The 23039-nt window shown below is 74.3% G+C and carries 14 protein-coding genes and 4 pseudogenes; 5 read left to right on the plus strand and 13 right to left on the minus strand.

Going from position 1 to position 23039, the window contains the following annotated elements; genetic code table 11:
- Positions 1 to 2: 2 nt before the first annotated feature.
- Positions 3 to 1298 (minus strand): hypothetical protein, encoded by a 1296-nt coding sequence (locus ACFF45_RS02150; RefSeq protein ID WP_381341097.1) that lies wholly within the window; start codon positions 1296 to 1298, stop codon positions 3 to 5.
- A gap of 220 nt (positions 1299 to 1518) precedes the next feature.
- On the opposite strand from ACFF45_RS02150, the pseudogene ACFF45_RS02155 reads away from it, so the two are divergent.
- Positions 1519 to 2112 (plus strand): annotated as a pseudogene (locus ACFF45_RS02155) (DUF4429 domain-containing protein); the annotation flags it as partial.
- Between the two features lie 99 nt (positions 2113 to 2211).
- Here the strand turns inward: ACFF45_RS02155 and ACFF45_RS02160 are convergent.
- A complete protein-coding gene (locus tag ACFF45_RS02160; protein WP_381341099.1) occupies positions 2212 to 3006 on the minus strand; it encodes a class II aldolase/adducin family protein in 795 nt (264 codons plus the stop codon).
- Between the two features lie 276 nt (positions 3007 to 3282).
- Here ACFF45_RS02160 and ACFF45_RS02165 point away from each other — a divergent pair.
- Positions 3283 to 3744 (plus strand): annotated as a pseudogene (locus ACFF45_RS02165) (pyridoxamine 5'-phosphate oxidase family protein); the annotation flags it as partial.
- 16 nt (positions 3745 to 3760) lie between these two features.
- Here ACFF45_RS02165 and guaA read toward each other — a convergent pair.
- On the minus strand, positions 3761 to 5335 hold the full coding sequence (gene guaA, locus ACFF45_RS02170) for a glutamine-hydrolyzing GMP synthase (RefSeq protein ID WP_381341102.1): 1575 nt from the start codon (positions 5333 to 5335) through the stop codon (positions 3761 to 3763).
- Positions 5336 to 5644: 309 nt separating this feature from the next.
- Here guaA and ACFF45_RS02175 point away from each other — a divergent pair, with 309 nt between their 5' ends.
- Together ACFF45_RS02175 and ACFF45_RS02180 are read left to right on the plus strand one after the other, a co-directional pair.
- Positions 5645 to 5932 carry a chorismate mutase gene (locus ACFF45_RS02175; RefSeq protein WP_381341105.1) on the plus strand — a complete coding sequence of 96 codons (288 nt, stop codon included), beginning with the start codon at positions 5645 to 5647 and terminating at the stop codon, positions 5930 to 5932.
- 580 nt (positions 5933 to 6512) lie between these two features.
- Positions 6513 to 7547, plus strand: a complete 1035-nt coding sequence (locus tag ACFF45_RS02180; protein WP_381341108.1) for an LAETG motif-containing sortase-dependent surface protein — start codon at positions 6513 to 6515, stop codon at positions 7545 to 7547.
- Positions 7548 to 7659: 112 nt separating this feature from the next.
- Here the strand turns inward: ACFF45_RS02180 and ACFF45_RS02185 are convergent, their stop codons facing one another.
- The 10 genes and pseudogenes from ACFF45_RS02185 to ACFF45_RS02220 all read right to left on the minus strand — a co-directional run bounded on the left by ACFF45_RS02185 (position 7660) and on the right by ACFF45_RS02220 (position 21294).
- Positions 7660 to 9465 (minus strand): GMC oxidoreductase, encoded by a 1806-nt coding sequence (locus ACFF45_RS02185; protein WP_381341110.1) that lies wholly within the window; start codon positions 9463 to 9465, stop codon positions 7660 to 7662.
- Positions 9466 to 9552: 87 nt separating this feature from the next.
- Positions 9553 to 11178 carry a succinic semialdehyde dehydrogenase gene (locus tag ACFF45_RS02190; protein ID WP_381341113.1) on the minus strand — a complete coding sequence of 542 codons (1626 nt, stop codon included), beginning with the start codon at positions 11176 to 11178 and terminating at the stop codon, positions 9553 to 9555.
- Positions 11179 to 11553: 375 nt separating this feature from the next.
- Positions 11554 to 12378: pseudogene (locus ACFF45_RS02195) on the minus strand (serine/threonine-protein kinase); the annotation flags it as partial.
- 43 nt (positions 12379 to 12421) lie between these two features.
- Positions 12422 to 12679, minus strand: coding sequence for a hypothetical protein (locus ACFF45_RS02200; RefSeq protein WP_381341115.1), 258 nt, complete (start codon positions 12677 to 12679; stop codon positions 12422 to 12424).
- A gap of 161 nt (positions 12680 to 12840) precedes the next feature.
- Positions 12841 to 13893, minus strand: a complete 1053-nt coding sequence (locus ACFF45_RS02205) for a serine/threonine-protein kinase (protein ID WP_381341118.1) — start codon at positions 13891 to 13893, stop codon at positions 12841 to 12843.
- A gap of 147 nt (positions 13894 to 14040) precedes the next feature.
- Complete coding sequence (locus ACFF45_RS35710) at positions 14041 to 14202, minus strand: serine/threonine kinase C-terminal domain-containing protein (RefSeq protein WP_512701179.1); 162 nt, start codon at positions 14200 to 14202, stop codon at positions 14041 to 14043.
- A gap of 22 nt (positions 14203 to 14224) precedes the next feature.
- Positions 14225 to 14581 (minus strand): annotated as a pseudogene (locus ACFF45_RS35715) (serine/threonine kinase C-terminal domain-containing protein); the annotation flags it as partial.
- 158 nt (positions 14582 to 14739) lie between these two features.
- The gene (locus ACFF45_RS02210; RefSeq protein ID WP_381341121.1) at positions 14740 to 17388 is read right to left on the minus strand and encodes a serine/threonine kinase C-terminal domain-containing protein; all 2649 of its coding nucleotides are present in this window, start codon (positions 17386 to 17388) and stop codon (positions 14740 to 14742) included.
- 174 nt (positions 17389 to 17562) lie between these two features.
- Complete coding sequence (locus ACFF45_RS02215; protein WP_381341124.1) at positions 17563 to 19503, minus strand: serine/threonine-protein kinase; 1941 nt, start codon at positions 19501 to 19503, stop codon at positions 17563 to 17565.
- A 60-nt stretch (positions 19504 to 19563) separates the two neighbouring features.
- A complete protein-coding gene (locus ACFF45_RS02220; RefSeq protein WP_381341126.1) occupies positions 19564 to 21294 on the minus strand; it encodes a glycerol-3-phosphate dehydrogenase/oxidase in 1731 nt (576 codons plus the stop codon).
- A gap of 263 nt (positions 21295 to 21557) precedes the next feature.
- Here ACFF45_RS02220 and ACFF45_RS02225 point away from each other — a divergent pair, with 263 nt between their 5' ends.
- Complete coding sequence (locus ACFF45_RS02225) at positions 21558 to 22766, plus strand: nucleotide sugar dehydrogenase (protein ID WP_381341129.1); 1209 nt, start codon at positions 21558 to 21560, stop codon at positions 22764 to 22766.
- Positions 22767 to 23039 lie beyond the last annotated feature (273 nt).

Genomic DNA, 23039 nt, shown 5'->3' on the forward strand with positions numbered 1-23039 from the left:
GGTCACTCCGTCACCTCGATCACGCAGGCGTTCGTCTCCACCCCCGCCGCCGTGACCACCCGGACCTCCACCCGCCCCGGTTCCACCTCCGCCGGAACCGGCACGGTCAGCAGGGTGTCCGTCGGGTTGCTGAAGCCGCCGGTGACCGGGACGAGGGGGACGTGGACGTGGACCGGGCCGATTCGCACCACCATGCGGGAGAGCCGGTCGGCGGTGCCGGCGCCCGGCGGGACGAAACCGGCGCCGCGGATCTCGATGTCCTCGCCGGTGCGGATGGGCGCGTCCAGGTCACCGGCCTCGCGGGCGCGCACGACGGAGAGGACGACGGGGCGGCCGCCCTCGGCGTACTTGCCGGCGAGGTAGGTGGCGGCCGAGACCAGGACCAGCACCGCCGGCCCCCACGGCAGGTCGGGCAGCTGGTCGGGCCGGCGGGCCAGCCGTACCGCCGCGAACACCAGGGCCACCGCGCTGATCACGACGTACTGGATGTCGGCGAAGGTGCCCCGTCCCGCGTCGTCCGTCAGCAGGTCGGCGGCGTGCGGCCGGTCCGCGCGCACCTTCTGCAGCCGCTGCCCGAGGACGCGCAGGCCGACCACCCGCCGCACCAGCACGGCGATCCCGCAGGCGACGGCGAGGACCGTCACCACCCCGGCGCCCCGGGCGAGTCCGAGGCCGGCGATCAGCTCGTCGCGCGCGGCGGGCGAGGAGGCGGCCGCCAGCTGCCCCGCGAGCACCAGCACGGAGTAGGCGACGAACAGCACCCACAGCGCCGCGACGGCACGGGACGTCGACAGGCGGTTGTCCTCGCCGACGACCGGGGCCAGGACGCCGCCGCGCGCCCGGTGGAAGAAGGACGCGGCCGTCAGGGCCGCCGCCACCAGCACGGCCGCGAGCAGCCCGGCCGTCCGCGCGGCCGTCCAGCCCGAGCCGATCGCCGTCAGCGACTGCACCAGCAGCAACAGCAGGACCAGCGCCCACACCGCGCACGCCGTGCGGAGCCACAGGCGGGACAGCCAGGCCTGGCCCTCGGCGCGGGCGCGTTCGGCGACCGCCGCCGCGGACTGGGTCAGTTCGTCGGAGACCCACTGCCGGGAGGCCGACACCGAGTGGGCCACGGCCGCCGGCAGGCCCTGCCCGGCGGCGAACGCGTCCCGTTGCAGCAGGAATTCGGCCACCGCCCGCCGGTGCCCGGCACGCGCCCCGTGCGGGCAGTCCCCGCAGGTGCAGCCACCGTCATGAGCGCTCCCGAACGCGCCCGTACGCGCCTGCGCGCCCCCTCTCGCCTCCTGCACCGCCACGCCCGACGCCCGCCTTCCGCACATCCCCGTGCTCCACTCGTCCGCCCGCTCGCCGGAGGGCCGACCACTCCCCGACGGACCGTGCAACTCCCCCGCGACGTCAGCGAATTGTGCCCTACGGCACCCGGTACACGTCCGGCAGGTGCGGTCAGCTCGGCCAGCGCGGGTGAACGGACGGTCGCCGTGTTGACCCGGCAGCGAGAACGGCCGTCCCGCCGAGATCATCCGGCGTGACGGGACCTGAGCCCCACGACGGCGGCACGGTGCGCATCACGCCGGGGCTGCACCGCTCCGTGCCGCTGTTCCGGCAGACGTACGGGCAGGTCGTCGTGCCGTTCGAGGCCGTGGCCGGTGCGGCGTTCGAACCGGACCGCGAACGCGGGCGGTTACGGCTGCCGCTGCGCCTGCGGCTACGACTGCGGCTACGGCTGCGACTACGGCTGCGACTGCGACTGCGGCTGTGCGAGGGCGCCGATCCAATGCTCCAGGCGACCGCCGGCCGGCTGCCCGGCGCGGCCGATCCCTACCAGCTCACCTGTGGGGCAGCACCCGCCGTGATCGGCTCATCGCCCCGATCGCCACCGCGGTCACCGCCCGGCGGCCGCACCCGGCGGCCCACCCGTCCGCCGGCCCCGCTCCCCGCACCGGCGAGCCGGCCGGCCGCGCACCCGGCCCGAGGACCGCCGTGCCGCCGACGGCCGGCCGCCACGACGTACTGCTGTGCCGTCTGCGGGAGTCGGGCGAACTTCACCGGGACGGGGTGCTCACCGACGACGAGTTCGCGAGGACGACGGCGGCGGTGCTGCGCGCTTCAGCGCCCAGGGCCTGTCGTTCGGACCACGGCGGCGGCGCGGGGCTGGGGCCGGCCGAGACGCGCGGTCTCCGTCGGCCGGCCCGATCCGAACGACCGGCTTCAGGTGAGCAGCTCCGGCTCCCGGCGCGTGATGTCCTGCCACAGCGGCTGGTAACTGATCCACGCGACCAGGTCGCCGCCCAGCTGCTCCCGCGTCGCCACCGCCTGCCTGTGGGCGATCAGCACCGGGCGGCCGGCCGCCCGGGCGGTCAGCTGGACCTGGCAGGAGCGCTCCATGGACAGGAACCACCAGGCCGCCGCGTCGACCGAGTCGCCGACGGTCAGCAGGCCGTGGTTGCGCAGGACGAGGGCCTTGCGGGAGCCGAGCGCGGCGGCGACGCGGCGGCCCTCCTCGGCGTTGACGGAGACACCGGTGTAGGCGTCGTACAGCGCGTGGTCCTCGTAGAAGGCGCAGCTCTCCTGGGTGATCGGGTCGAGCAGGTCGCCGAGGGCGGCGAGCGCGCGGCCGTGCACGGAGTGGCAGTGGGCGACGGCGACCACGTCGGGGCGGGCGGCGTGCACCTGGGCGTGCACGGTGAAGGCGGCCTGGTTGACGTGGTAGCGGCCCTCGACGACCTGCCCGTCCCGGTTGGCCAGCACCAGGTCCCCCACGGTGACCTGCCGGAACGGCATCCCGAACGGATTGACCCAGAAGCAGTCGGAGTACTCCGGGTCGCGGGCGGTGATGTGCCCGGAGACGCCGTCCTCGAAGCCGAGCCGTCCGAAGATCCGCAGCGCGCCCGCGAGCCGCTCCTTGCGGTGCCGGCGCTCGTCGTCGACCGACTCGAACCGCGGCGGCATCGCGAACCGCAGCCGGTCGGTGGGCAGGGGCTGGGGCGGGGTGGGCGCGGGCATGCATCCTCCGGCGCTGGGTTCCGGTACGGAGCGGAAGCTACCCTCGGTCAGCGCCGGACAACAGGGCCTCGGTGACCCGCGCCACTCCGGCTCGTCACATACCTGACAGAAGGTGTCGGGTTTCGGCGGCAGACTCGCCGTATGCCAGCGAGCCGTACGTCAGCGAGCCCCATGCCGGCCGGCCCCGGCCCGGCCCCGGCCCGGCCCCATGCCGGCCCCACGTCAGCGAGCCCTGAGTCCGCGAGCCCTGAGTCCGCGAGCCCTGGGCCGGCGCCCTGGGCGTCCTTCGCCGCCGCCGAACCCGTTCTCGCCCGGACCGTCGGGGAACGCTTCGCCGCCCACACCCACCACGTCCTCGCCACGCTGCGCGCGGACGGCTCGCCGCGCACCTCGGGGATCGAGGTGCGCTTCCTCGGCGGCGAGCTGTGGCTCGGCATGATGCCGGACTCGCTCAAGGCCCTCGACCTGCGCCGCGACCCGCGCTTCGCGCTCCAGGCGAACCCGGGCGAGGGCACGTCGATGGGCGGCGGCGACGTCCGGGTCGCCGGGCGGGCGGTCGAGGTGGAGGACCCGGCGGCACGGGCCGGATACCGCGAAGAGGTGGCACCGCCGGAGCCGTTCCACCTCTTCCGCGCCGAGCTGACGGAGGTCGTGCGGACCTCCGTCGAGGACGACACCTACCTCGTCCTCCAGGTCTGGAAGCCCGGCGCACCCCTGCGCACGATCAGGCGCACCTAGTGCCGCGGCACCAGGCTCACTCCCACTCGATCGTCCCCGGCGGCTTCGACGTCACGTCGAGCACCACCCGGTTGACGTCCCGCACCTCGTTGGTGATCCGGGTGGAGATCCGGGAGAGGACGTCGTACGGCAGGCGCGACCAGTCGGCCGTCATGGCGTCCTCGGACGAGACGGGGCGGAGCACGATCGGGTGGCCGTAGGTCCGGCCGTCGCCCTGGACGCCGACGGACCGGACGTCCGCCAGCAGCACCACCGGGCACTGCCAGATGTCACGGTCGAGGCCGGCCGCCGTCAGCTCCTCGCGGGCGATGGCGTCGGCCTCCCGGAGCAGGTCGAGCCGCTTCTTGGTCACCTCACCGACGATCCGGATGCCGAGGCCCGGTCCCGGGAACGGCTGGCGCTGGACGATCTCGTCCGGCAGGCCGAGCTCCTGGCCGACCATCCGGACCTCGTCCTTGAACAGCTTGCGCAGCGGCTCGATCAGCCGGAACTCGAGGTCCTCGGGCAGGCCGCCGACGTTGTGGTGGGACTTGATGTTGGCGGTGCCGGTGCCGCCGCCGGACTCGACGACGTCCGGGTAGAGGGTGCCCTGGACCAGGAACTCGACGGCCGGGCCCTCGTCCGCGACGATCTCGACCTGCGCCTGCTCGAAGACGCGGATGAACTCGCGGCCGATGATCTTCCGCTTCTCCTCCGGGTCGGAGACGCCCTCAAGGGCGTCCAGGAAACGCTGCTCGGCGTCCACGACCTTCAGCTGCACGCCGGTCGCGGCGACGAAGTCCTTCTCCACCTGCTCGGTCTCGCCCTTGCGCATCAGGCCGTGGTCGACGTAGACGCAGGTCAGCTGGGAGCCGATCGCCTTCTGGACGAGGGCGGCGGCGACGGCGGAGTCCACGCCGCCGGACAGACCGCAGATGGCCCGCTTGTCGCCGACCAGCTCGCGGATCGCCTGGACCTGCTCCTCGATGACGTTGCCCGTGGTCCAGTTCGGCTCCAGGCCCGCGCCGCGGTAGAGGAAGTGCTCCAGGACCTGCTGGCCGTGCGTGGAGTGCATGACCTCGGGGTGGTACTGGACGCCGTACAGCTTCTTCTCGTCGTTCTCGAACGCGGCGACCGGGACGACGTCCGTGGAGGCCGTGACGCTGAAGCCCTCGGGGGCGGCGGAGCAGGCGTCGCCGTGCGACATCCACACGGCCTGCTCGGCCGGGGTGCCCTCGAAGAGGGTGGAGGACGACCGGGAGACGTGCAGGTCGGTGCGGCCGTACTCACGGGCGCCGGTGTTGTCCACCGTGCCGCCGAGGCTCTGCGCCATCAGCTGGAAGCCGTAGCACATGCCGAAGACGGGGACGCCGGCCTCGAAGATCTCGCGGTCCAGACGGGGAGCGCCCTCCTCGTACACCGACGAGGGGCCGCCGGACAGGATGATCGCCGCCGGGTTCTTGGCGAGCATGTCCTGGACCGGCATGGTGCTCGGCACGATCTCGCTGTAGACCCGGGCCTCGCGGACGCGTCGGGCGATGAGCTGGGCGTACTGCGCACCGAAGTCGACGACCAGGACGGTGTCGGGGGCGGCGGGGGTCGCTGATGACACGGGATGCCTTCCGGCGGCTTGTAAGGGCTGTACGGCCGATTCTAGCGGGGCTGACGTGGGCGGCGGCCGTCTCAGGATGCGAACCGGGTTGGCCCGCCCGGACCGCCACGGCATACTGACCGCATGCTCACGCACCCGACCTTCCGCTTTACCTATGGCAACCGGCCCGCCGGCTGCCATGGTCGTGCTGCTTGAGCAACTGACGAGCGACTTCCCAGGCGCCCCGGGCCGACAAGGTCCCGGGGCGTTCGGCGTTCTGCAGGGACCTCGTCCGGTCCGGGGCACCACGTCCGACGAGGAGCCCCGACCATGACCAGCACCGCCGCCGACACGACCGGCGCCCGCACCGACGACGCCGCCGAACTGATCACCGGCGCCCGGGCGCGCGTCGACGCGCTCGACGACCGGATCATCGGTCTGATCCAGGAACGGATGGCCGTGTCGACCGTGATCCAGGAGGCCCGCATCACCTCCGGCGGCCGGCGCGTGAACCTCTCGCGGGAGATGGAGGTGCTCGGCCGCTACCGCGAGGAACTCGGCAAGCCGGGCACCGCCCTCGCCATGACGCTGCTCGAACTGTGCAGGGGGCGCATCTGAGTCCGTCCGCCCTCTCACCCGTACGGCGCGTGACCGCCGCCCGCCGGGCTTCGTTGGTCCCGGTGTCCGTGCCAGCCAGGGGCGGGCCCGAAAGAACCACGCGTGGCTCGCTGGAGCGATGAGACGTACGGATCGCCGTGCGTCGTGGGACCTCGCTCCAGGGAAGTGACCGGACGGCAGGGGACAGCAGCCCGGTCACCCAAGAGAACGGCCGGCTCCGGGGACGCCCGGGGCCGGCCGGCGGAACCGTCCCCCTCGACGACGCCCGTAGTCCCCCGGACCACCAGAGGCGAGCGGCGCGGCCCCCCGGCGCCGCTCCCCGGGCACCGGCGCTGCCCTGACGCCGGTGCTGACGAGAGGAAGGGCCCCGCGGCTCCGCCCCGCGGGGCCCTTCGCACGCCCACTCACCCACCGACCGGCTGCCCGCCGTCACTCCCCGCAAACCATGTGATCCAGGTCACATAAAAACTGTGTGAAGGCCGGACAACCATCCACAGGCGTTGATGATCAAACCTGCTGAACCAAGGGCCACAGCCGCGCCGCCTGCGCGGAGCCCTTCCGATTGAGCAGGTAGGTCTTCATGAAGCTTCGCCGTGCCCTGGCTGCCGCCGCCGTGACGGCCGCGATAGCCCCGCTGGCGCTGCTCGCCGCCCCGGCCGCGTACGCGACGGAGACGGAGTCCGCGAGCCCGACCGCGACGGACACCGCCACCGCCACCGCGACGGCGACCGTCACGCCGGACGCGAGCGACACCCAGTCGGCCGGTCCGACCGCCTCGGACACCCCGGCCGGCGACAGCAGCCAGACCGCGACCACGGCCCCGACCGCGACGGACTCCGCCACCGCGACGGCCCCCGGCACGCCGACCGGCTCCGCCACGCCCTCCGCCACCGCGTCCGTGACCCCCTCCCCGAGCGCCTCCGCGCCGGAGGAGGACTTCTGCGAGCAGGCGGACGAGGAGTCCGTCGGCCTGAGCGAGGAGCTCACCAGCGGCCTGTCGGGCCTGCCCGAGACGATCGTGGCCGGCAGCGGCTGGACCGAGTTCTCCTTCGACGTCTCCAGCAGCGGCGACGAGGAGATCAAGAACATCAAGCCGCTGATCGGCGTCGCCGCGTTCGGCTGGGACGCGGACTACTCCGGCGAGATCACCGTGCAGGTCTTCGACAAGGCCGCGGGCGGCTGGACCACGCTCGCGGACGCGGCCGGCGAGGGCGCGACCTTCACGCCGTTCAGCCTCGGCGCGGGTCAGTCCACCTCGTACCAGCTGCGGCTGAGCGTCAGCGGCGAGGTGCCCGACGCGATCGGTCTGACCGGCGGCTTCGCGCAGTACTCCGACGCCGAGGGCTGCTGGATGGCCGACGACCCGAACGGCTGGGTCTACTTCTTCGACATCCTCGCCGCGGGCGCGGACGCCGGTGAGCCGGAGGACGCCAAGCCGCAGGGCGGGATGGCCGACCTCGACGAGGTCAACGACGTGGCCGCCACCGGCAGCCTCGCCAACACCGGTTCCAGCTCCGCGCTGCCCATGATCGGCCTGGTCGGCGGGGTCGCCGTCGTCGCCGGTGCGGGCGCGGTGTTCGTCGTCCGGCGCAAGAAGGCCGGTGTGCAGGCGTAAGCACGCCTGACCCTGACGAAGAGAGAGGGAGCTGCGCTCGGAGGGGGGCGCAGCTCCCTCTCTCTTGTCCGTTCCGCCGTGCCTGGCTGCCGGGGCCTGCTTCTCGGGGGCCCTACTTCTCGGGGGGTACGGCCGGCAGGCCCAGGAACGGCAGGCGCAGCGCGCCGAACGCGTCCGCCGGCACCGCCGGGGCCTCGGGCTCGACCGGCTGGAGACGTTCGTACGCCGCGCCCTGCGGCGGGCGGGGGTCGGCCTCGCCCTTGTTCGGCCAGTACGACATCGCGCGCTCGGCCTGGGCGGTGATGGTGAGGGACGGGTTGACGCCCAGGTTGGCGGAGACGGCCGCACCGTCGACGACGGAGATGCCCGGGTGGCCCCAGAGCCGGTGGTACGGGTCTGTCACGCCGGTCTCGCGGGAGTCGCCGATCACGCAGCCGCCCAGGAAGTGCGCGGTGAGCGGGGTGCCCATCAGCTCGCCGACGTTGCTGCCGGCGAAGCCGTTGATCTCGGCGGCGATCGCCGAAGCGCTCTGCGAGGCGGCCCTGATCTGCGGGGGGTTGGGGGCGCCGTGGCCCTGCCGGGCGGTCAGCAGGCCCTTGCCGACGCCGTCCGGTTTCAGGTACGTCGTCAGCGAGTTGTCCAGCGACTGCATCACCAGGCCGATGACGGTCCGCTCCGACCAGCGGTGGTTGTTGAGGGAGCGGAGCAGGTGCAGCGGGTGGCGGGCGGCGTTGCGCAGGAAGGCCAGGGCGCGGGACGAGCCGCCCGCGTACGGGACCTGGAGGATCGCCAGGGCACCCATCGCGTTGGAGCCCCGGCCGTAGCGGACCGGCTCGATGTGGGTGCTGGCGTCCGGGTGGATGGAGGACGTGATGGCCACGCCGCGGGTGAAGTCGGCCTTCGGCTCGCCGGTGGCCTTGCGGTAGCGGCGGTCGGTGGTCTGCGCGCCGACCAGGGCCTCGGAGTTGGTGCGGGTCAGTTCGCCGAGGCGGTCGGAGAGGTAGGGCAGCCGGCCGGTGGCCTTCATGCGGTGCAGCAGGGTCTGGGTGCCGTAGGTGCCGGCCGCCAGCACGACGCGCCGGGCGCGGAAGGTGCGGCCGCCGCCCTTCCCGCGCCGGCCGGTGGGCAGGGTGGTGACGGCGTACCCGCCCTGTGAGTCGTCGGTGAGCGAGACGACGGTGGTCATCGGGTGCACGACCGCGCCCGCCTTCTCGGCGAGATGGAGGTAGTTCTCGTTGAGGGTGTTCTTGGCGCCGTGGCGGCAGCCGGTCATGCACTCACCGCACTCGGCACAGGCCCGGCGGGCCGGGCCCACGCCGCCGAAGTAGGGGTCGGCCGCCTCCTCGCCGGGGCGCGCCCGGACCGTGCCGTCGGCGTCCTCGCCGTCGCCGAAGAAGACCCCGACCGGCGCCCTGTGGAAGGTGTCCCCGACGCCCATCCGCTGCGCGGCCGCCTTCAGGTGGACGTCGGAGGGGGTCATCGTCGGGTTCAGCCGTACGCCGAGCATGCGCCGCGCCTGGTCGTAGTACGGCGCCAGCTCCCGCTGCCAGTCGGTGATGTGGCCCCACTGGGGGTCCTCGAAGAACGGTTTCGGCGGGACGTAGAGGGTGTTGGCGTAGTTGAGCGAGCCGCCGCCGACGCCCGCGCCGGCCAGGACCATCACGTTGCCCAGCAGGTGGATGCGTTGCAGGCCGTACAGGCCGAGCCTGGGGGCCCACAGGTAGTTCTTCAGGTCCCAGGAGTTCCTGGGCAGGGTGTCCCGGGTGAAGCGGCGGCCGGCCTCCAGGACGCCGACCCGGTAGCCCTTCTCCGTCAGCCGCAGGGCGGTCACGGAGCCGCCGAACCCCGACCCGACGACGATCACGTCGTAGTCGTACCCGCCCTCGTCCCGGGTCTGGACGGACTTCTCCTGCGACACGTGCTCTCCTCGTCGAGAACGGGTGATGGCCGAACGGCTCGTGTGACCGAGCGGGTGCTGGGAGCGGGGACGGTGACGGAGCGCCGGCTAGCGGAACCGCAACGCCTTCAGGAGCCGCAGACTCCTGCTCATGAGGGCCGCGTACCTCTCGTCGTCCATGCCCAGTGACGGGGCCATCGGCAGCAGGCGCTGCTGGGCCACGGTCTGGGCCTCGGTGTACTTGAGGATGCCCTCGGCGCCGTGCCGGCGGCCCAGGCCGGAGTCCTTCATGCCGCCCATGGGGGACTGCACGCTGCCGTACGCCGACGCGTAACCCTCGTTGATGTTGACGGTGCCGGTGCGCAGGCGGGCGGCGACCGCACGGCCGCGGCGGGCGTCCTTCGTCCAGACCGAGGAGTTCAGGCCGTACGGCGTGGAGTTGGCCCGCTCGACCGCCTCGTCCTCGGAGCTGAAGCGGTAGACGGAGACGACCGGGCCGAAGGTCTCCTCCGTGCAGACGGCCATGGGGGCTTCCACCCCCTCGAGTATCGTCGGCTCGTAGAAGTACGGGCCGATGTCCGGGCGGGCCACACCGCCGGCCAGCACCGTCGCGCCCTTGGCGACGGCCTCCTCGACGTGCCGCTTGGTGGTCTCCAGCTGCTGCCCGCCGACCAGGGAGCCCATGTCCGCGCCGTAGGCCAGCGCCCGGCCGAGCCGCATGCCCTTGGTGCGCGCGGCGAAGCGGGCCACGAAGGTGTCCGCGACCGACTCGTGGACGTACAGCCGCTCGATGGACACGCACAGCTGCCCGGCGGAGGAGAAGCAGGCGCGGACGGCACCGGCCGCCGCCTTCTCGACGTCGGCGTCCGCGAGGACCAGCATGGCGTTCTTGCCGCCGAGTTCGAGCGAGGCGCCGACCAGGCGGGCGGCGGCGGCCGTGGCGACCTCGCGGCCGGTGCGGGTGGAGCCGGTGAAGGAGACGTAGTCGGCGTGCTTGACGACCTCGGGGCCGACGACCGGCCCGACGCCGATGACGGCCTGCAGCACGTCCGCGGGCAGTCCGGCCTCGATCAGCAGGTCGCGCGCCCACAGCGCGGTCAGGCAGGACTCCGTGTCCGGTTTCATCACGATGGCGTTGCCCGCGACCAGGGCGGGCATCGCGTCACCGACGGAGAGTTCGAGGGGGTAGTTCCACGGCACGATCTGGCCGATGACGCCGCGCGGGTGGCGCAGTTCGGTGACCCTGGTGAGGGCCGGGACGGCGCCGGCGTGCCGCTTGGGCCTGAGAAAGGCGGCGGCCGTCCGGCCGTAGTGCCGGGCCGCGACGGCGACGGCCTGCACCTCCTCGTGGGCGTGCAGCCGGGCCTTGCCGGTCTCCAGCTGGATCAGGTCGAGCACCTCGGCCTGGCGTTCCAGCACCAGGTCGTGGAAGCGGAGCAGGACGGCCGCGCGCTGCCGCAGCGGCGTCCGCGCCCACACGGCCTGCGCGGCGCGGGCCGCCGCGAACGCGTGCTGGACGTCCTTTGGCGTGGACTCGGGCAGGTCGGCCAGCTTCTCGCCGGTGAACGGCGTGTGGTTGGCGGTCCGGCCGGATCCGGCGACGCCCCGGGTCAGCTGGGCGATCAGCTCGGGGGTGACCACGTCCGCGGCGGTGCGGGCGCCCTCGGGGGCGGCGGCGAGGGGGTTCGTGCCGGTCGTGTGCGTGGCCTGCTCCAGGGTCTGCGAGTCCGTCATGAGCCGCAGGGTATGCCGCGGCGAACGCTTTGTGTACCCGTCGGTAATGGGGATTCACCGAGTGCACACACCGCCAGTGATCACTGGCAACGAACCCGCTGATCAGGGCGTTGGCGAGCCTCGGCCGGCCTCTGCGGCCAGCCGGCCGCGAATGTCGTGGAAGACGGCGGCGCACTGGGCGACCAGGCCGCGGCTTCCCCCGCCACCGCCTCCGGGGCCATGACCTGGCCCGGCGGTCCGGGGTTCGCCGGGACGCACCACCACACCCCGGGCCAGGACCTCGCCCGCCACTACATCCCGGGCCACCGCCTCCCCCGCCACCACATCCCGGGCCACCACCCGCCCCGCCACCACATCCCGGGCCATCGCCCCCAGCCCTGCGGCCACGGCCTCCAGCTCCGCGGCCACCTCTTCCGGTGCCGGTCGGCGTGCGGGGTCCTTCGCCAGGAGCCGGACGAGCAGCGGTCCGAGCGGGCCGGCCCGCCGCGGCTCGGGCGGGTCCGCGGCGAGGATCGCGGCGCGCGTCGACTCCGGTGTCGTACGGCGGAACGGGGATCCGCCCTCGACGGCGGCGTACAGCACAGCGCCCAGGGACCACAGGTCGGACGCCGGGCCCGCGCCGGGTCCGGCCATGCGTTCCGGGGCGGCGAACTCCAGGGAGCCGGCGAACTCGGCGCCGCCGGCAGGGGAGACCGGGACGGGGGCCGCGCCGAAGCCGGTGAGCACGACCCGGCCGTGCCGGTCGAGCAGGACGCCGGCCGGTTCGACGTCCCGGTGCACGATGCCGACCGCGTGCGCGGCGCGCAGGGCACCGAGGACGGCGAGCCCGACGCGGGCGGCCTCGGCGGGCGGGACCGGACCGCGCCGCAGCCTCCCGTGCAGGGACTCGCCCCGGACCAACTCCATGACGGTCCAGGGGATCCCGTCCTCCTCCACGACGTCGTGGACGGTGACGGCGGACGGATGGCCGACGCGGGCGGCGGCCCGGGCCTCGTGACGGAGGCGGCGGGCGGCCCGGCGGTGCGCCTCGGTGCCCGGTTCGCCGGGCAACCGGGGCTGCCGGACCGCGACTTCACGCCCGGCGGACTCGTCCCGCGCCCGCCAGACGGTGCCCCGGCCGCCCGCACCGATGCGTTCGATCAGCCGGTAGCGCCCGCCGACCAGACCTCCGTCGCGCTGCTGTTCGCCGCCGTCGCTCATGCCCCACGCCTACCCCGCGGAACGCGTCTTTGTCGGCGAGCGTTCAGAGCGTGCCGATGTCCAGGTCGGCGATCGCGATCCGGGCCACCTCACGGCCGCGTGCGGTGAAGTCGCCCGCGCCGGGGAAGCTGACGGTGAGCTTGTACATGTCGCCGCCGGAGTCGCGGCAGGAGAAGATCTGCACCTCGCGCGGGAGCGGGTTCTCGCTGTCGGTCGTCCGGTACGCGATCGTGTTCCGCGCGGCGTCCTCGCCCCGGTACTCGGCCTCGTCGTCCGGCCGGGTCACCGGGTTCTCCGGCATGGCGAAGTCGTAGTTGCAGACCGTAACTCGTTGGCTCGTCGGACTCGTAGCGGGCTCCCCCGTTGCTGGCTGTGCGTCCCTGCACATCGCGGCGGGCGCCGCCCCGGCCACCGCGGGGGCCCACCGGACACGGACCCGTGACCCAGGTCGTCACCTGTCTCCTATTCGGGGGAACTGCCCGAGCCGCTGCGGGACGGCCCCGCGGACACGCTCGCGGACGCGCTCGGCGTCGGGCTCACCGGCGTACCGTCGCCCGCCCCGGCGCCCCCGTTCACGAGCAGCGCCGCCGCCGACACCCCCGCCGCCGCCATCGCGGCGACCAGCAGCGCGATCACCAGCCGGTCCCGCGGGGTGCGCTGCGCGCGGGACGGTTCCGGCGTACGGCCGGTCTCCAGGAAGTCGCGCAGCATCCGCTCGGCCTGCGCCGCGTCCAGCCGCCGCTCCGGGTCGCGTTCCAGCAGTCCGCGGACGACGGGCAGCAGCGGCCCGGCCTGCCTGGGCGGCCGGATCGGCGCGGTGACCACCGCGTGCAGCACCCCGCCCAGCGAGTCGCGGTGGAACGGCGACGCGCCGCTGACCGCCGTGCACAGCAGCACGCCGAGCGACCACAGGTCCGAGGCCGGTCCGGTGCCGGAGCCCGACATCCGCTCGGGCGCGGTGTACTCGGGCGAGCCGACGAACGTGCCCGACTCGGTGAGGGTGGTGGCGCCCTCGACCTGGGCGACCCCGAAGTCGGTGAGGACGACACGGCCGGTGCCGGACTCGATGAGGACGTTCGCCGGCTTGAGGTCGCGGTGCAGGACACCGTGCTCGTGCGCCGCGCGCAACGCGCCGAGCAGGGCCACGCCGATCCGGGCCGCCTCACGGGCGTCGACCGGGCCGTGCGCGGCGATCCGGTCGGCGAGGGAGCCGCCGTCGATCAGCTCCAGGACGATGTAGAGGCGTTCGTCGTGCTCGACGACGTCGTGCACGACACTGACGTGCGGGTGCCGCAACTGCGCCAGCGCACGCGCCTCCCGCAGCGTGCGGTCCCGCGGGGAACGGACGCGGGTGACCGGCGGGGCGTCGTCCGGGGCGAGTTCCTTGACGGCCACCTCACGGCCGAGCAACTGGTCGGTGGCCCGCCAGACGACGCTCATGCCGCCCCGCCCGAGCGCCGCGTGCAGCCGGTAACGGCCCGCGATGACCCGCGCGTCGGATCGCTCGCTCCCCATGGCGACATCATGCCCCAGCCGGAGCGGGCCCCTCCGGGCCGAACGGGTGGCATGGCCGACAAACGACCATGCCGTCCGGGTGTGGCCGGTACGCCGGTACGGCCCCCTGTCAGCTCTCCGACCGTTCAGAAGGGCTGCTCCGACCGCTCACCGCCACCCCCGCAGCAGCGTGTCGAACTGCTCCCGTGTCGTCTCCCAGTCCGCCGCGGGCCGCGGCAGGTACAGCACGTACTCGACGCCGTCCCGGTCGAGGTACAACTCCTCGGTCGCCCGGCGCGGCCCCGCGTAGTCGCCGGGGTCGCTCTCCAGCGCGGTCCACGTGTAACTCCCACAGGGAACCCCCGCGGTCCCGGTGGACGTTCCTCTCCATGGTCACGCGCTCGTACCGCGCCGGCCGCCGGAGCTGGGCCTCCAGGTCGAGCTGGTGCTCGCAGGGCTCGTCGTAGTCCGGGGAGGTGTCGACGGCGACGCGGACGAGGCGGGTTCCGCCGCCGGGCGTGCAGTCGATCCGCGTCAGGCCGCCCTGGACGCCGTACACCGAGCGCTGCCAGCGGTCGCTGGGCAGTGAGAGGCTGAAACCCGCCGGGTCGTCCCTGCGCACCCAGGTGACCGGGACGGGCTCCTCCGGGCCCGGTGGGGGTGACGCGGACGGCGAGGCGGAGGGTGTCGCGGACGGCGAGGCCGACACCGAGGCGCCGCCGTCCCGGGTGCGGCCCGCGTCCCCACAGGGTCAGCGTGAGGACCGGCCCGTGACGGGGAGCCGCGGGCGTGCCAGGAAAGCCGCACGGTGACGGTTGTCGCTTCCGGTGACGACCGGGAACCAACGGACCAGCCGCCCCTACGGGTTCAGCCGATCGCCTGGTAGCTCGCCGCCGCCTGCTCGTACAGCCGGGTCACCTCGTCCCGCTCGGCCTCCGGGCCGCGCACCTGCACCACGTGGTAGCGCCCGTCGAGGAATATCGCGAGGTTGCGCACGAACAGGTCCCGGCCCTCGTCGTCACTCCAGGTGAACTGCCCCTCGGCCATGGTCCGGCCGCCCACCTCTATGGTCTTCAGACCGGTGGAGGTGGCCCAGCTGGACTCCCGGTACGGCCGCAGCTCCGGCTCGCGCTCCCGCTGGTACGCCATCGGGTCGCTGCCGTACTCCTGCGCGCTGTCCCGTCCCGGTACGACGATCAGCTCCACGTCGCCCTGGGAGTAGACGACCTGCCCGCTGCCGTTCCTCGGGGCGCGCTGCCAGCCCTCGGCGACGGCGATCCGGAACCCTTCCGGGTCGTCGTGCAGCGTGAAGCCCTCGGCGACCGCGGGGCGCGTCCCCGTCTGCTCGTCCCGCGGCTCGTCCCGCGGCGAGTTCTGGTCCGGGCGCGGCTCGCTGCTCGGCGTCGGCTCGGGCGCCGGGCCGGCCTGCCCTGCGGCGCCGGTCCGGCCGGGCGCCGCACCGGTGTCCGGGCTCTCGCCGGCCTTCGGCATGAACAGCGCGGCGTACGCGACCGTGCCGGCCAGGGCGAGCAGTATCACCAGCAGCAGGGTCCGGCCGAGGCTGCGCGGCGAACGCGTCCTCTCCCTGCCGCGCTTGTGCCGCCCGTGCCGCGCGGGCAGCCCGGCGCGCCGTCTGCGCACCAGCTCGCCCTTGCGGCGCACGATCGGCAGCCGGCTCGCGTCGGGCGGCGGCGCGGGTACGACATGCACGCCGGCCTCCGGCTCGGGCGCGGACCGCACCAGCGAGCGCAGCCAGCCGCGCAGTTCCTCGAAGTCCGGCCGCTCGGTCGGGTCCTGACGCAGCAGCGACTCCACGACCGGCCGCAGCGCTCCGCACTCCTCGGCGAAGGCGGGCGGCTCGGCGCACACCGACTGCACCAGCTCGGCCGTCGACTCCTCCGGGTAGGGCGCGTGGCCCTGGACGGCCCGGAAGAGCAGCGCGCCGAGCGCCCACAGGTCGGTCGCGGGCCCGATGGGCGGCGCCAGCTGCCAGTTCTCGTGCACCGGTCCGGCCTGCTCCGGCGCCCACCGCTCGGTCACCGGTCCCACGACGGCCATCCGCGCCTGCCGCGCGCGCTCCGCGGCCAGTGCGGTGGCGGGGCCGCGGCGGGGCGCGGGGACCCCGGCGGCGAGGTCGTCCCAGCGGGTGCCGGGGGGAGGTGCGGTACGGCCCTGGGCCACCGCCTCCTGGGCGGGCACCGGCACGGCGGACCGCGCGAGCTCGCTGCCGGTGAAACCGCCGCGCGCGGGCGGCACCTGCGTCAGCCCGTTGGCCTGCGCCGGCTCGTGGCCCGGCCCGTGCGTCTGTCCGAGGCCGTTCGTCTGCGTGAGCCCGTTGCCCTGCCCCAGTCCGTTCGCCCGGGACTGTGCGGGCAGGCCCGGCGCGTCCCCCGGGTGGCGCGGCCCGGCGCCGTGCCAGGGCGTGGCGCGCACGCCGTACGGGTCGGCTATCTGCCCCGGCGGGCCGCCCTCGGGCCCGCGCGGATGCGGCGGCTCCGGTGCCCCGCCCTCGGCCGGCGCGCGGGCGCCGGGCAGGGCCGCGCGGCCGCCCTGCTGGGCCTCCTGGACCCTCGCCGCGGCCCGCGCTCCCGCCCGGTACGCGGCGCTCGCCCCGGCCCGCGCGGCCCGGATGTCGCCGTCGGGCTCCTGGGCCCTGCTGGCCGGCGCGGCCGAACCGCCCACGCTGCCGGCCGCGTCCACCCCGGGCACCGGCAGCCCCCCGGCCGCCCGCGCCTCGATGGCGGCCCGCCGGGCGGCCTCGGGATCACCGCCGCCGAGAGCCCCGCCGCCGGGCCCACCGACCCCGCTCGGCCCGGCCGCTCCGAACGTCCCCCGGGCCGCGCCCAGTTCGCCGGCGGTCCCGCCGCCGGCACCACCGTGGTCGTCGTACGCGGGCGCCGGCACCGGGTCGTACCCGCACAGCGCCTCCTCCGCCGCCCCCACCGCCAGGCCGGTCAGCAAGACCCGTCCGTCGTCGCAGACCAGCACGGTCCGCGCGGTGATGTTCCGGTGCACCCAGCCGTGCGCGTGCAGCACCCGCAGCGCCGTCAGCACGTCGGAGGCGACCTCGGCCGCCCGGTAGGGCGTCAGCGGCTGCTCGGCGAGGAGCGCGGCCAGCGGCCGCGCGGCCACCAGCTCGCTCACCACCCACAGCGAACCGCCCTCGGCGAACACATCGAACACCTGGTCGAGCCGCGGGTGATCGGGGATCGCGGCAGCCGCCTGGGCGGCCTCCACCGCGCGCCGTACCGCCGGGTCCGTGGGCCGCCGGACGGCCCCTCCGCGTCCGGCCGGCGGCCGCCGGGCCGCCCGGTCGCGCGCCGTGAACCCCTCGGGCAGCCCCTCCGCGTCGAGCACCTCCGCCTCGACGACCTCCGGCAACGGCACCTGCCGCACCAGGACTTCCTGCCCGCTGTAGGTGTCGAAGGCGCGGGTCTCGGTGAGTTCGTATTCGTCCGAGGGCGGAAGCGGCAGGCGGTAGCGGTCGGCGAGTACCCGCCCCGCATAGTCGTCCACGTTGCCTCCCCCGGTCGCCCGGTGGTCAATTCCGTTCGTGTGGCGTCCCGTTCCGGATGCGTTCCCGATGCGTACGGTTCGCAACCACTCACGATACGTGCCGGAGGCAACCCGCACGGGGGGATGGGGAGATCTGCCGAGATCTCCTGCGCCCGGGGCCGCCGTGCGGCCCGCTCACGCCTTCGGTTCGAAGCTCGCGGTCAGTGTCCGCCAGGTGGTCGCGCGCAGCTCGCCGTTCCACGCCGCGGCCCTCGCCGTGTACATCAACGCGTAGCCCTGATGGTCGTTGACGACGAACCCGCGGTCGACGGTCCGGTACCTCGTGCCCCCGTCGGCGTAGGTGAACTCCCAGTCGGCCGTCTTCCAGCCGCGGTACTCCACCTCCGCTATCCGGATCCGGTCGTACTGCGAGCGCCTCATGTAACGCTCCTGGTTCTGCCAGTCCTGGACGGGGTCGTCCTTGGGCGTGGAGGTCCAGGCGATCAGCAGCTTCTGCCCGTCGGGCCCGGTGAACCGGTCTCCCGCCTCGTCCGACGACGCGTACCTCCAGCCCTTGGGCAGCCCGATGGAGTAACCCTGGCCGCCCCGGTACGTCCGCTCCACCGCGGCGGTGTCCGAGGAGTCCCCCGCGTCGGAGGAGCCGTCGGAGGAGCCGTCCGGCTCCTGGCCGCCGGTGCCGGCCCCGGCCCCGCCGCTCGCGCTGGGCCTGTTGCCCGGCGTGGAACCCGCCGAGGACGACTCCGTCGCCGCACCGTCGGTACGGGCCCCGCCGTCGTCCGACGTGGTGTCGCCGCTCCTGCTCGCCGCGACGGCCGGCTGGTCGCCACCGCCGGACCGGCCGGAGCCGTCCCCGCCGGAGTTGAGCACCACGGCCAGCACGACCCCGAGCACGGCGAGCGCCACGACCACGGCGATGACCACCAGCGTCCGCCGGGACACCACCTCGGTGAGCGGTGCCCTCGGCGCCGGCCGCGGCGGCAGATCCGGCGGCGTCATGACGGGCCAGCCGGAACCGCGGCCGCCCGACGCGCCGGCGGCGTCGGACGCACCGGAGTGCGGCACGGCCGTCGTGCGTCCCGCGCCGGCCTCCGCGCCGGTCCCCTGCCCGGACGCCGCACGCGCCCCCGCGGCCGCGCCCGTCGCCGCCGCCGCGGCCTTGCGCGACGGTCCCCCGCCCGCGGCGGGCCCGCCCGGCTGCGGCGGCAGCGGTACGACCTTGGTCGCGTCCGCGGGCTCGGCCGTCTTGGGGTCCGGCGCGTTGATCACGGCCTTGAGCAGGGCCCGGGCACCGGCGTCGTCGAGGCGCTTCTCGGGGTCCTTGCTGAGCAGTCCGTAGATGACGTCCCGGAGCGGGCCGGCGTTCTTCGGCTCCTCCAGCGGCTCGGTCATCACCGCGGTGAGGGTGGCGATCGCGGAGCCCTTGTCGTACGGCGGGGTGCCCTCCACCGCCGCGTACAGCAGGCCGCCGAGCGACCACAGGTCGGCGGCCGGGCCGGGCTTGTGGCCGCGGGCGCGCTCCGGGGAGATGTAGGAGGGGGCGCCGACGAGCATGCCGGTGGAGGTGATGGACGGGTCGCCCTCGACCTGGGCGATCCCGAAGTCGGTGAGCACGACCCGGCCGTCGTCGGCGATCAGCACGTTGGACGGCTTCACGTCGCGGTGCAGGATGCCCTCGCGGTGCGCGGAGCGCAGGACGTCGAGGACGGCGAGGCCGACCTCGGCGGCGCGCCGGGGCAGTAGCACGCCGTCCTCGCGGATGACCTCGGCCAGGGACTTGCCCTCGACGAGCTCCATCACGATCCACGGCCGGTCGTCCTCGTCGACCACGTCGAAGACCGTCACCGCGCTGGTGTTGCGGATCCGTGCGATGGCCTTGGCCTCGCGCAGGGTGCGCGTGATGAGCCGGCGCTTCTCGTCCTCGTCGATGTTGGCCGGGAACCGCAGTTCCTTCACGGCGACCGTGCGGCCGAGGGTCTCGTCCTCGGCGCGCCACACCGTGCCCATGCCGCCGCGGCCGAGCACGTCTCCCAGCCGGTACCGCCCGGCGAGAAGACGCTCGCTCTTGTCCTGACGAGTGTCCTGACGGGATGTCCCCGCCCGCTCCGCCTCCGACATGCGTCCCCTCATGCAACCCGCCCTGACAGAGCCTCCATTGTCCCTCACCCGGCAAGCGGCTCACGCCCAGGGTGCCCCCGGCCCCTGCAACGGCACGATGTCCGGCGCCCCCAGCCTCGCCGCGTCCGCCGTCAGGTCGTCCGGCTGGCGCTGCGACTCCCGCTCGGCCTCCACCCGCTTGTCGTAGTGCTGGACCTCGCGCTCGATCCGGTCCTCGTCCCAGCCGAGCACCGGCGCCATCAACCCGGCCGCCTCCCGGGCACAACGGGTACCCCGGTCGAAGGTCTCCATGGAGATGCGGGTGCGCCGGGTCAGGACGTCGTCCAGGTGCCGGGCGCCCTCGTGCGAGGCGGCGTACACGATCTCGGCGCGCAGGTAGTCGTCGGCGCCGGTGAGCGGCTCGCCGAGCGAGGAGTCGCCGCCGACGAGGGCGAACAGTTCCTCCGCCATCGACCCGTACCGGTTCAGCAGGTGCTCCACCCGCACCACGTGCAGGCCGGTGCGGGCGGCGATACGCGCCCGCGCGTTCCACAGCGCGCGGTACCCCTCCGCGCCGAGCAGCGGCACGTCCTCGGTGACGCACTCGGCGACCCGCAGGTCGAGCCCGTGCACCGCCTCGTCCACCGCGTCCTTGGCCATCACCCGGTACGTCGTGTACTTGCCGCCCGCCACCACGACCAGCCCCGGCACCGGGTGGACGACGGTGTGCTCGCGGGACAGCTTGCTGGTGGCGTCCGACTCGCCGGCGAGCAGCGGCCGCAGACCGGCGTACACCCCCTCGACGTCGTCGCGCGTCAGCGGCACCGCCAGCACCGAGTTCAGGTGCTCCAGCAGGTAGTCGATGTCGGCGCTGGACGCGGCGGGGTGCGCCTTGTCCAGGCTCCAGTCGGTGTCGGTGGTGCCGATGATCCAGTGCCGGCCCCAGGGGATGACGAACAGCACGGACTTCTCGGTGCGCAGGATGAGCCCGGTGGTGGAGTGGATGCGGTCCTTGGGCACCACGAGGTGGATGCCCTTGGACGCCCGGACGTGGAACTGCCCGCGCTCGCCCACCATGGCCTGGGTGTCGTCGGTCCACACGCCGGTGGCGTTGACGATCTGCCGGGCGTGGATCTCGTACTCGCCGCCCGCCTCGACGTCCTGCACCCGGGCCCCGACGACCCGCTCGCCCTCGCGCAGGAATCCGGTCACCCGCGCGCGGTTGGCCGCCTTCGCGCCGTACGAGACCGCCGTGCGCACCAGGGTGGTGACGAAACGGGCGTCGTCCATCTGGGCGTCGTAGTACTGCAAGGCGCCGACCAGCGCGTCCTTGCGCAGCGCCGGTGCCACGCGCAGGGCGTGACGGCGGCTCAGGTGACGGTGCGCCGGCAGGCCGCGGCCGTGCCCCCGGGCCATCGACATGGCGTCGTACAGCGCGACGCCCGAACCGGCGTACAGCCGCTCCCACCCCTTGTGCCGCAACGGGTAGAGGAAGGGCACCGGCTTCACCAGGTGCGGGGCCAGCCGCTCCAGCAGCAGGCCGCGCTCCTTCAGCGCCTCGCGGACGAGGGAGAAGTCGAGCATCTCCAGATAGCGCAGGCCGCCGTGGATCAGCTTGCTGGACCGGCTCGACGTGCCCGACGCCCAGTCACGCGCCTCGACCAGGCCCGTCGACAGGCCGCGCGTCACGGCGTCCAGCGCGGTGCCCGCGCCGACCACGCCACCGCCCACCACCAGTACGTCCAGCTCCCGCTCGGCCATCGCCGCGAGCGACTCGGCGCGCTGCTCCGGTCCCAGTGCCGCTGTCCTCACCGCTGCCTCCCGCTGATCGCCTCGCCCGGGCCGCACCCGTCGAGCGGGACCCGGTCCGCCTCCCCCACGCTCAAAGTCTGACCGCGTCGTCCGGCTTCAGCCACCACACACCCCCAGCCTGTGGACAATTCACGCGGACACGAGCAAGCGCAATACCGCAAAACGGTCATATTTACTCCTAGTCTGACATTGCGCTGGCTCATTGTGTCCACAGGGCTTGCGCACCTGTCCCGTTTCGGTTACTGGGAAGGACGGCCCACGCCATGCCCGCAGATCTCGCCGTCATCGGACTCGGCCCGCTCGGCCTGCCGCTGGCCCAGGCCGCGGTCGCCGCCGGCATCCCCACCGTCGGCTACAAGACCGGCCCCGAACCCGGCTCGCTCAGCCCCGCCGAACTGCGCCGGATGCTCTCGGGGGGCTTCCGGCACGCCGTGGGCCCGAGCGAGCTCGGCCGAGTGCGCACCGCGGTCATCTGCGCCCCGGCCCCCCGAGGCGCGGACGGCGGACCGGACCTGAGCCAGGTGGAGGCGGCCGCCCGCACCCTGGCCGCCCGGCTGCGCCCGCACACCACGGTCATCCTGGAGACGCCCGTGCACCCGGGCACCACCGAGGAGTTCCTCCGCCCCCTGCTGGAGGAGGGCTCACGGCTGCGCGCGGGCCGCGACTTCCACCTCGCCTACTCGCCCAGCCGCGTCGACCCCGGCAACCGCGACTTCACCCCGGGCAGCACCCCCAAGGTGATCGGCGGCCTCACCCCCGCCTGCACCGAGTCGGCCGCCGCCTTCTACGGCCGTCTCACCGACAAGGTCGTCCGCGCGCGCGGCCCCCGCGAGGCCGAGGCCGTGCAGCTGCTGGAGACCAACTACCGGCACGTCAACATCGCCCTGGTCAACGAGATGGCCGTCCTCTGCCACGACCTGGGCATCGACCTGTGGGACGTCATCCGCTGCGCGGAGACCAAGCCGTTCGGCTTCCAGGCCTTCCGCCCCGGCCCCGGCGTCGGCGGCCACGCCGTACCGCAGGACCTGACCGGCCGCGCGGGCCGCGGCCTGCGCATGGTGGAACTGGCCCAGCAGGTCAACAACCGGATGCCCCGGTACGTCGTCCAGCGCGCCGCCACCCTGCTCAACGAGCACGGCAAGTCGGCCCGCGGCGCCCGGGTGCTCCTGCTCGGCGTGACCTACAAGCCCGACCTCGCCGACCAGCAGGCCACCCCGGCCCAGGAGGTCGCGATCCGCCTGATGGAACTCGGCGCCGCCATCAGCTACCACGACCCGCACATCCCGTCCTGGAGCATCCTCGACCGGCCGGTGCCCCGCGCCGACTCGCTCTACGAGGCGGCGGCCGCGGCCGACCTGACGATCCTGCTGCAGAACCACCGCACCTACGACCTGCAAGGGCTGTCGGTGAAGGCCCAGCTCCTGCTCGACACCCGGGGCGCCACCCCGACCGGAGCCGCGCACCGGCTCTGACCCGCCCGACACGGGAGGAAATCGGCCGGTGGCGCGCGGCGGTGGGCCTGTTACTCTTCGGCGCCCCCGTCGCACACCTGTGCGCGGACACCGCTCGGTCACCCGCCCCGCGGGTTTTTGTCATGAACCAGTCAATTCTGCCGACCGACGGCCACCCGTTCGCCCGGCAGCCGGTCCCCGTCCCGCCGGCGCCGCCCGCGCCCGCCCGCGGGAACGTGGCGCTCGGCGTGGTCACCGCCGTCGTCGTGCCCTGGTCACCGCCGGTGTCCACGG

It is taken from the genome of Streptomyces cinereospinus (genome assembly GCF_042430725.1).
GTDB classification, from domain to species: Bacteria; Actinomycetota; Actinomycetes; order Streptomycetales; family Streptomycetaceae; genus Streptomyces; species Streptomyces cinereospinus.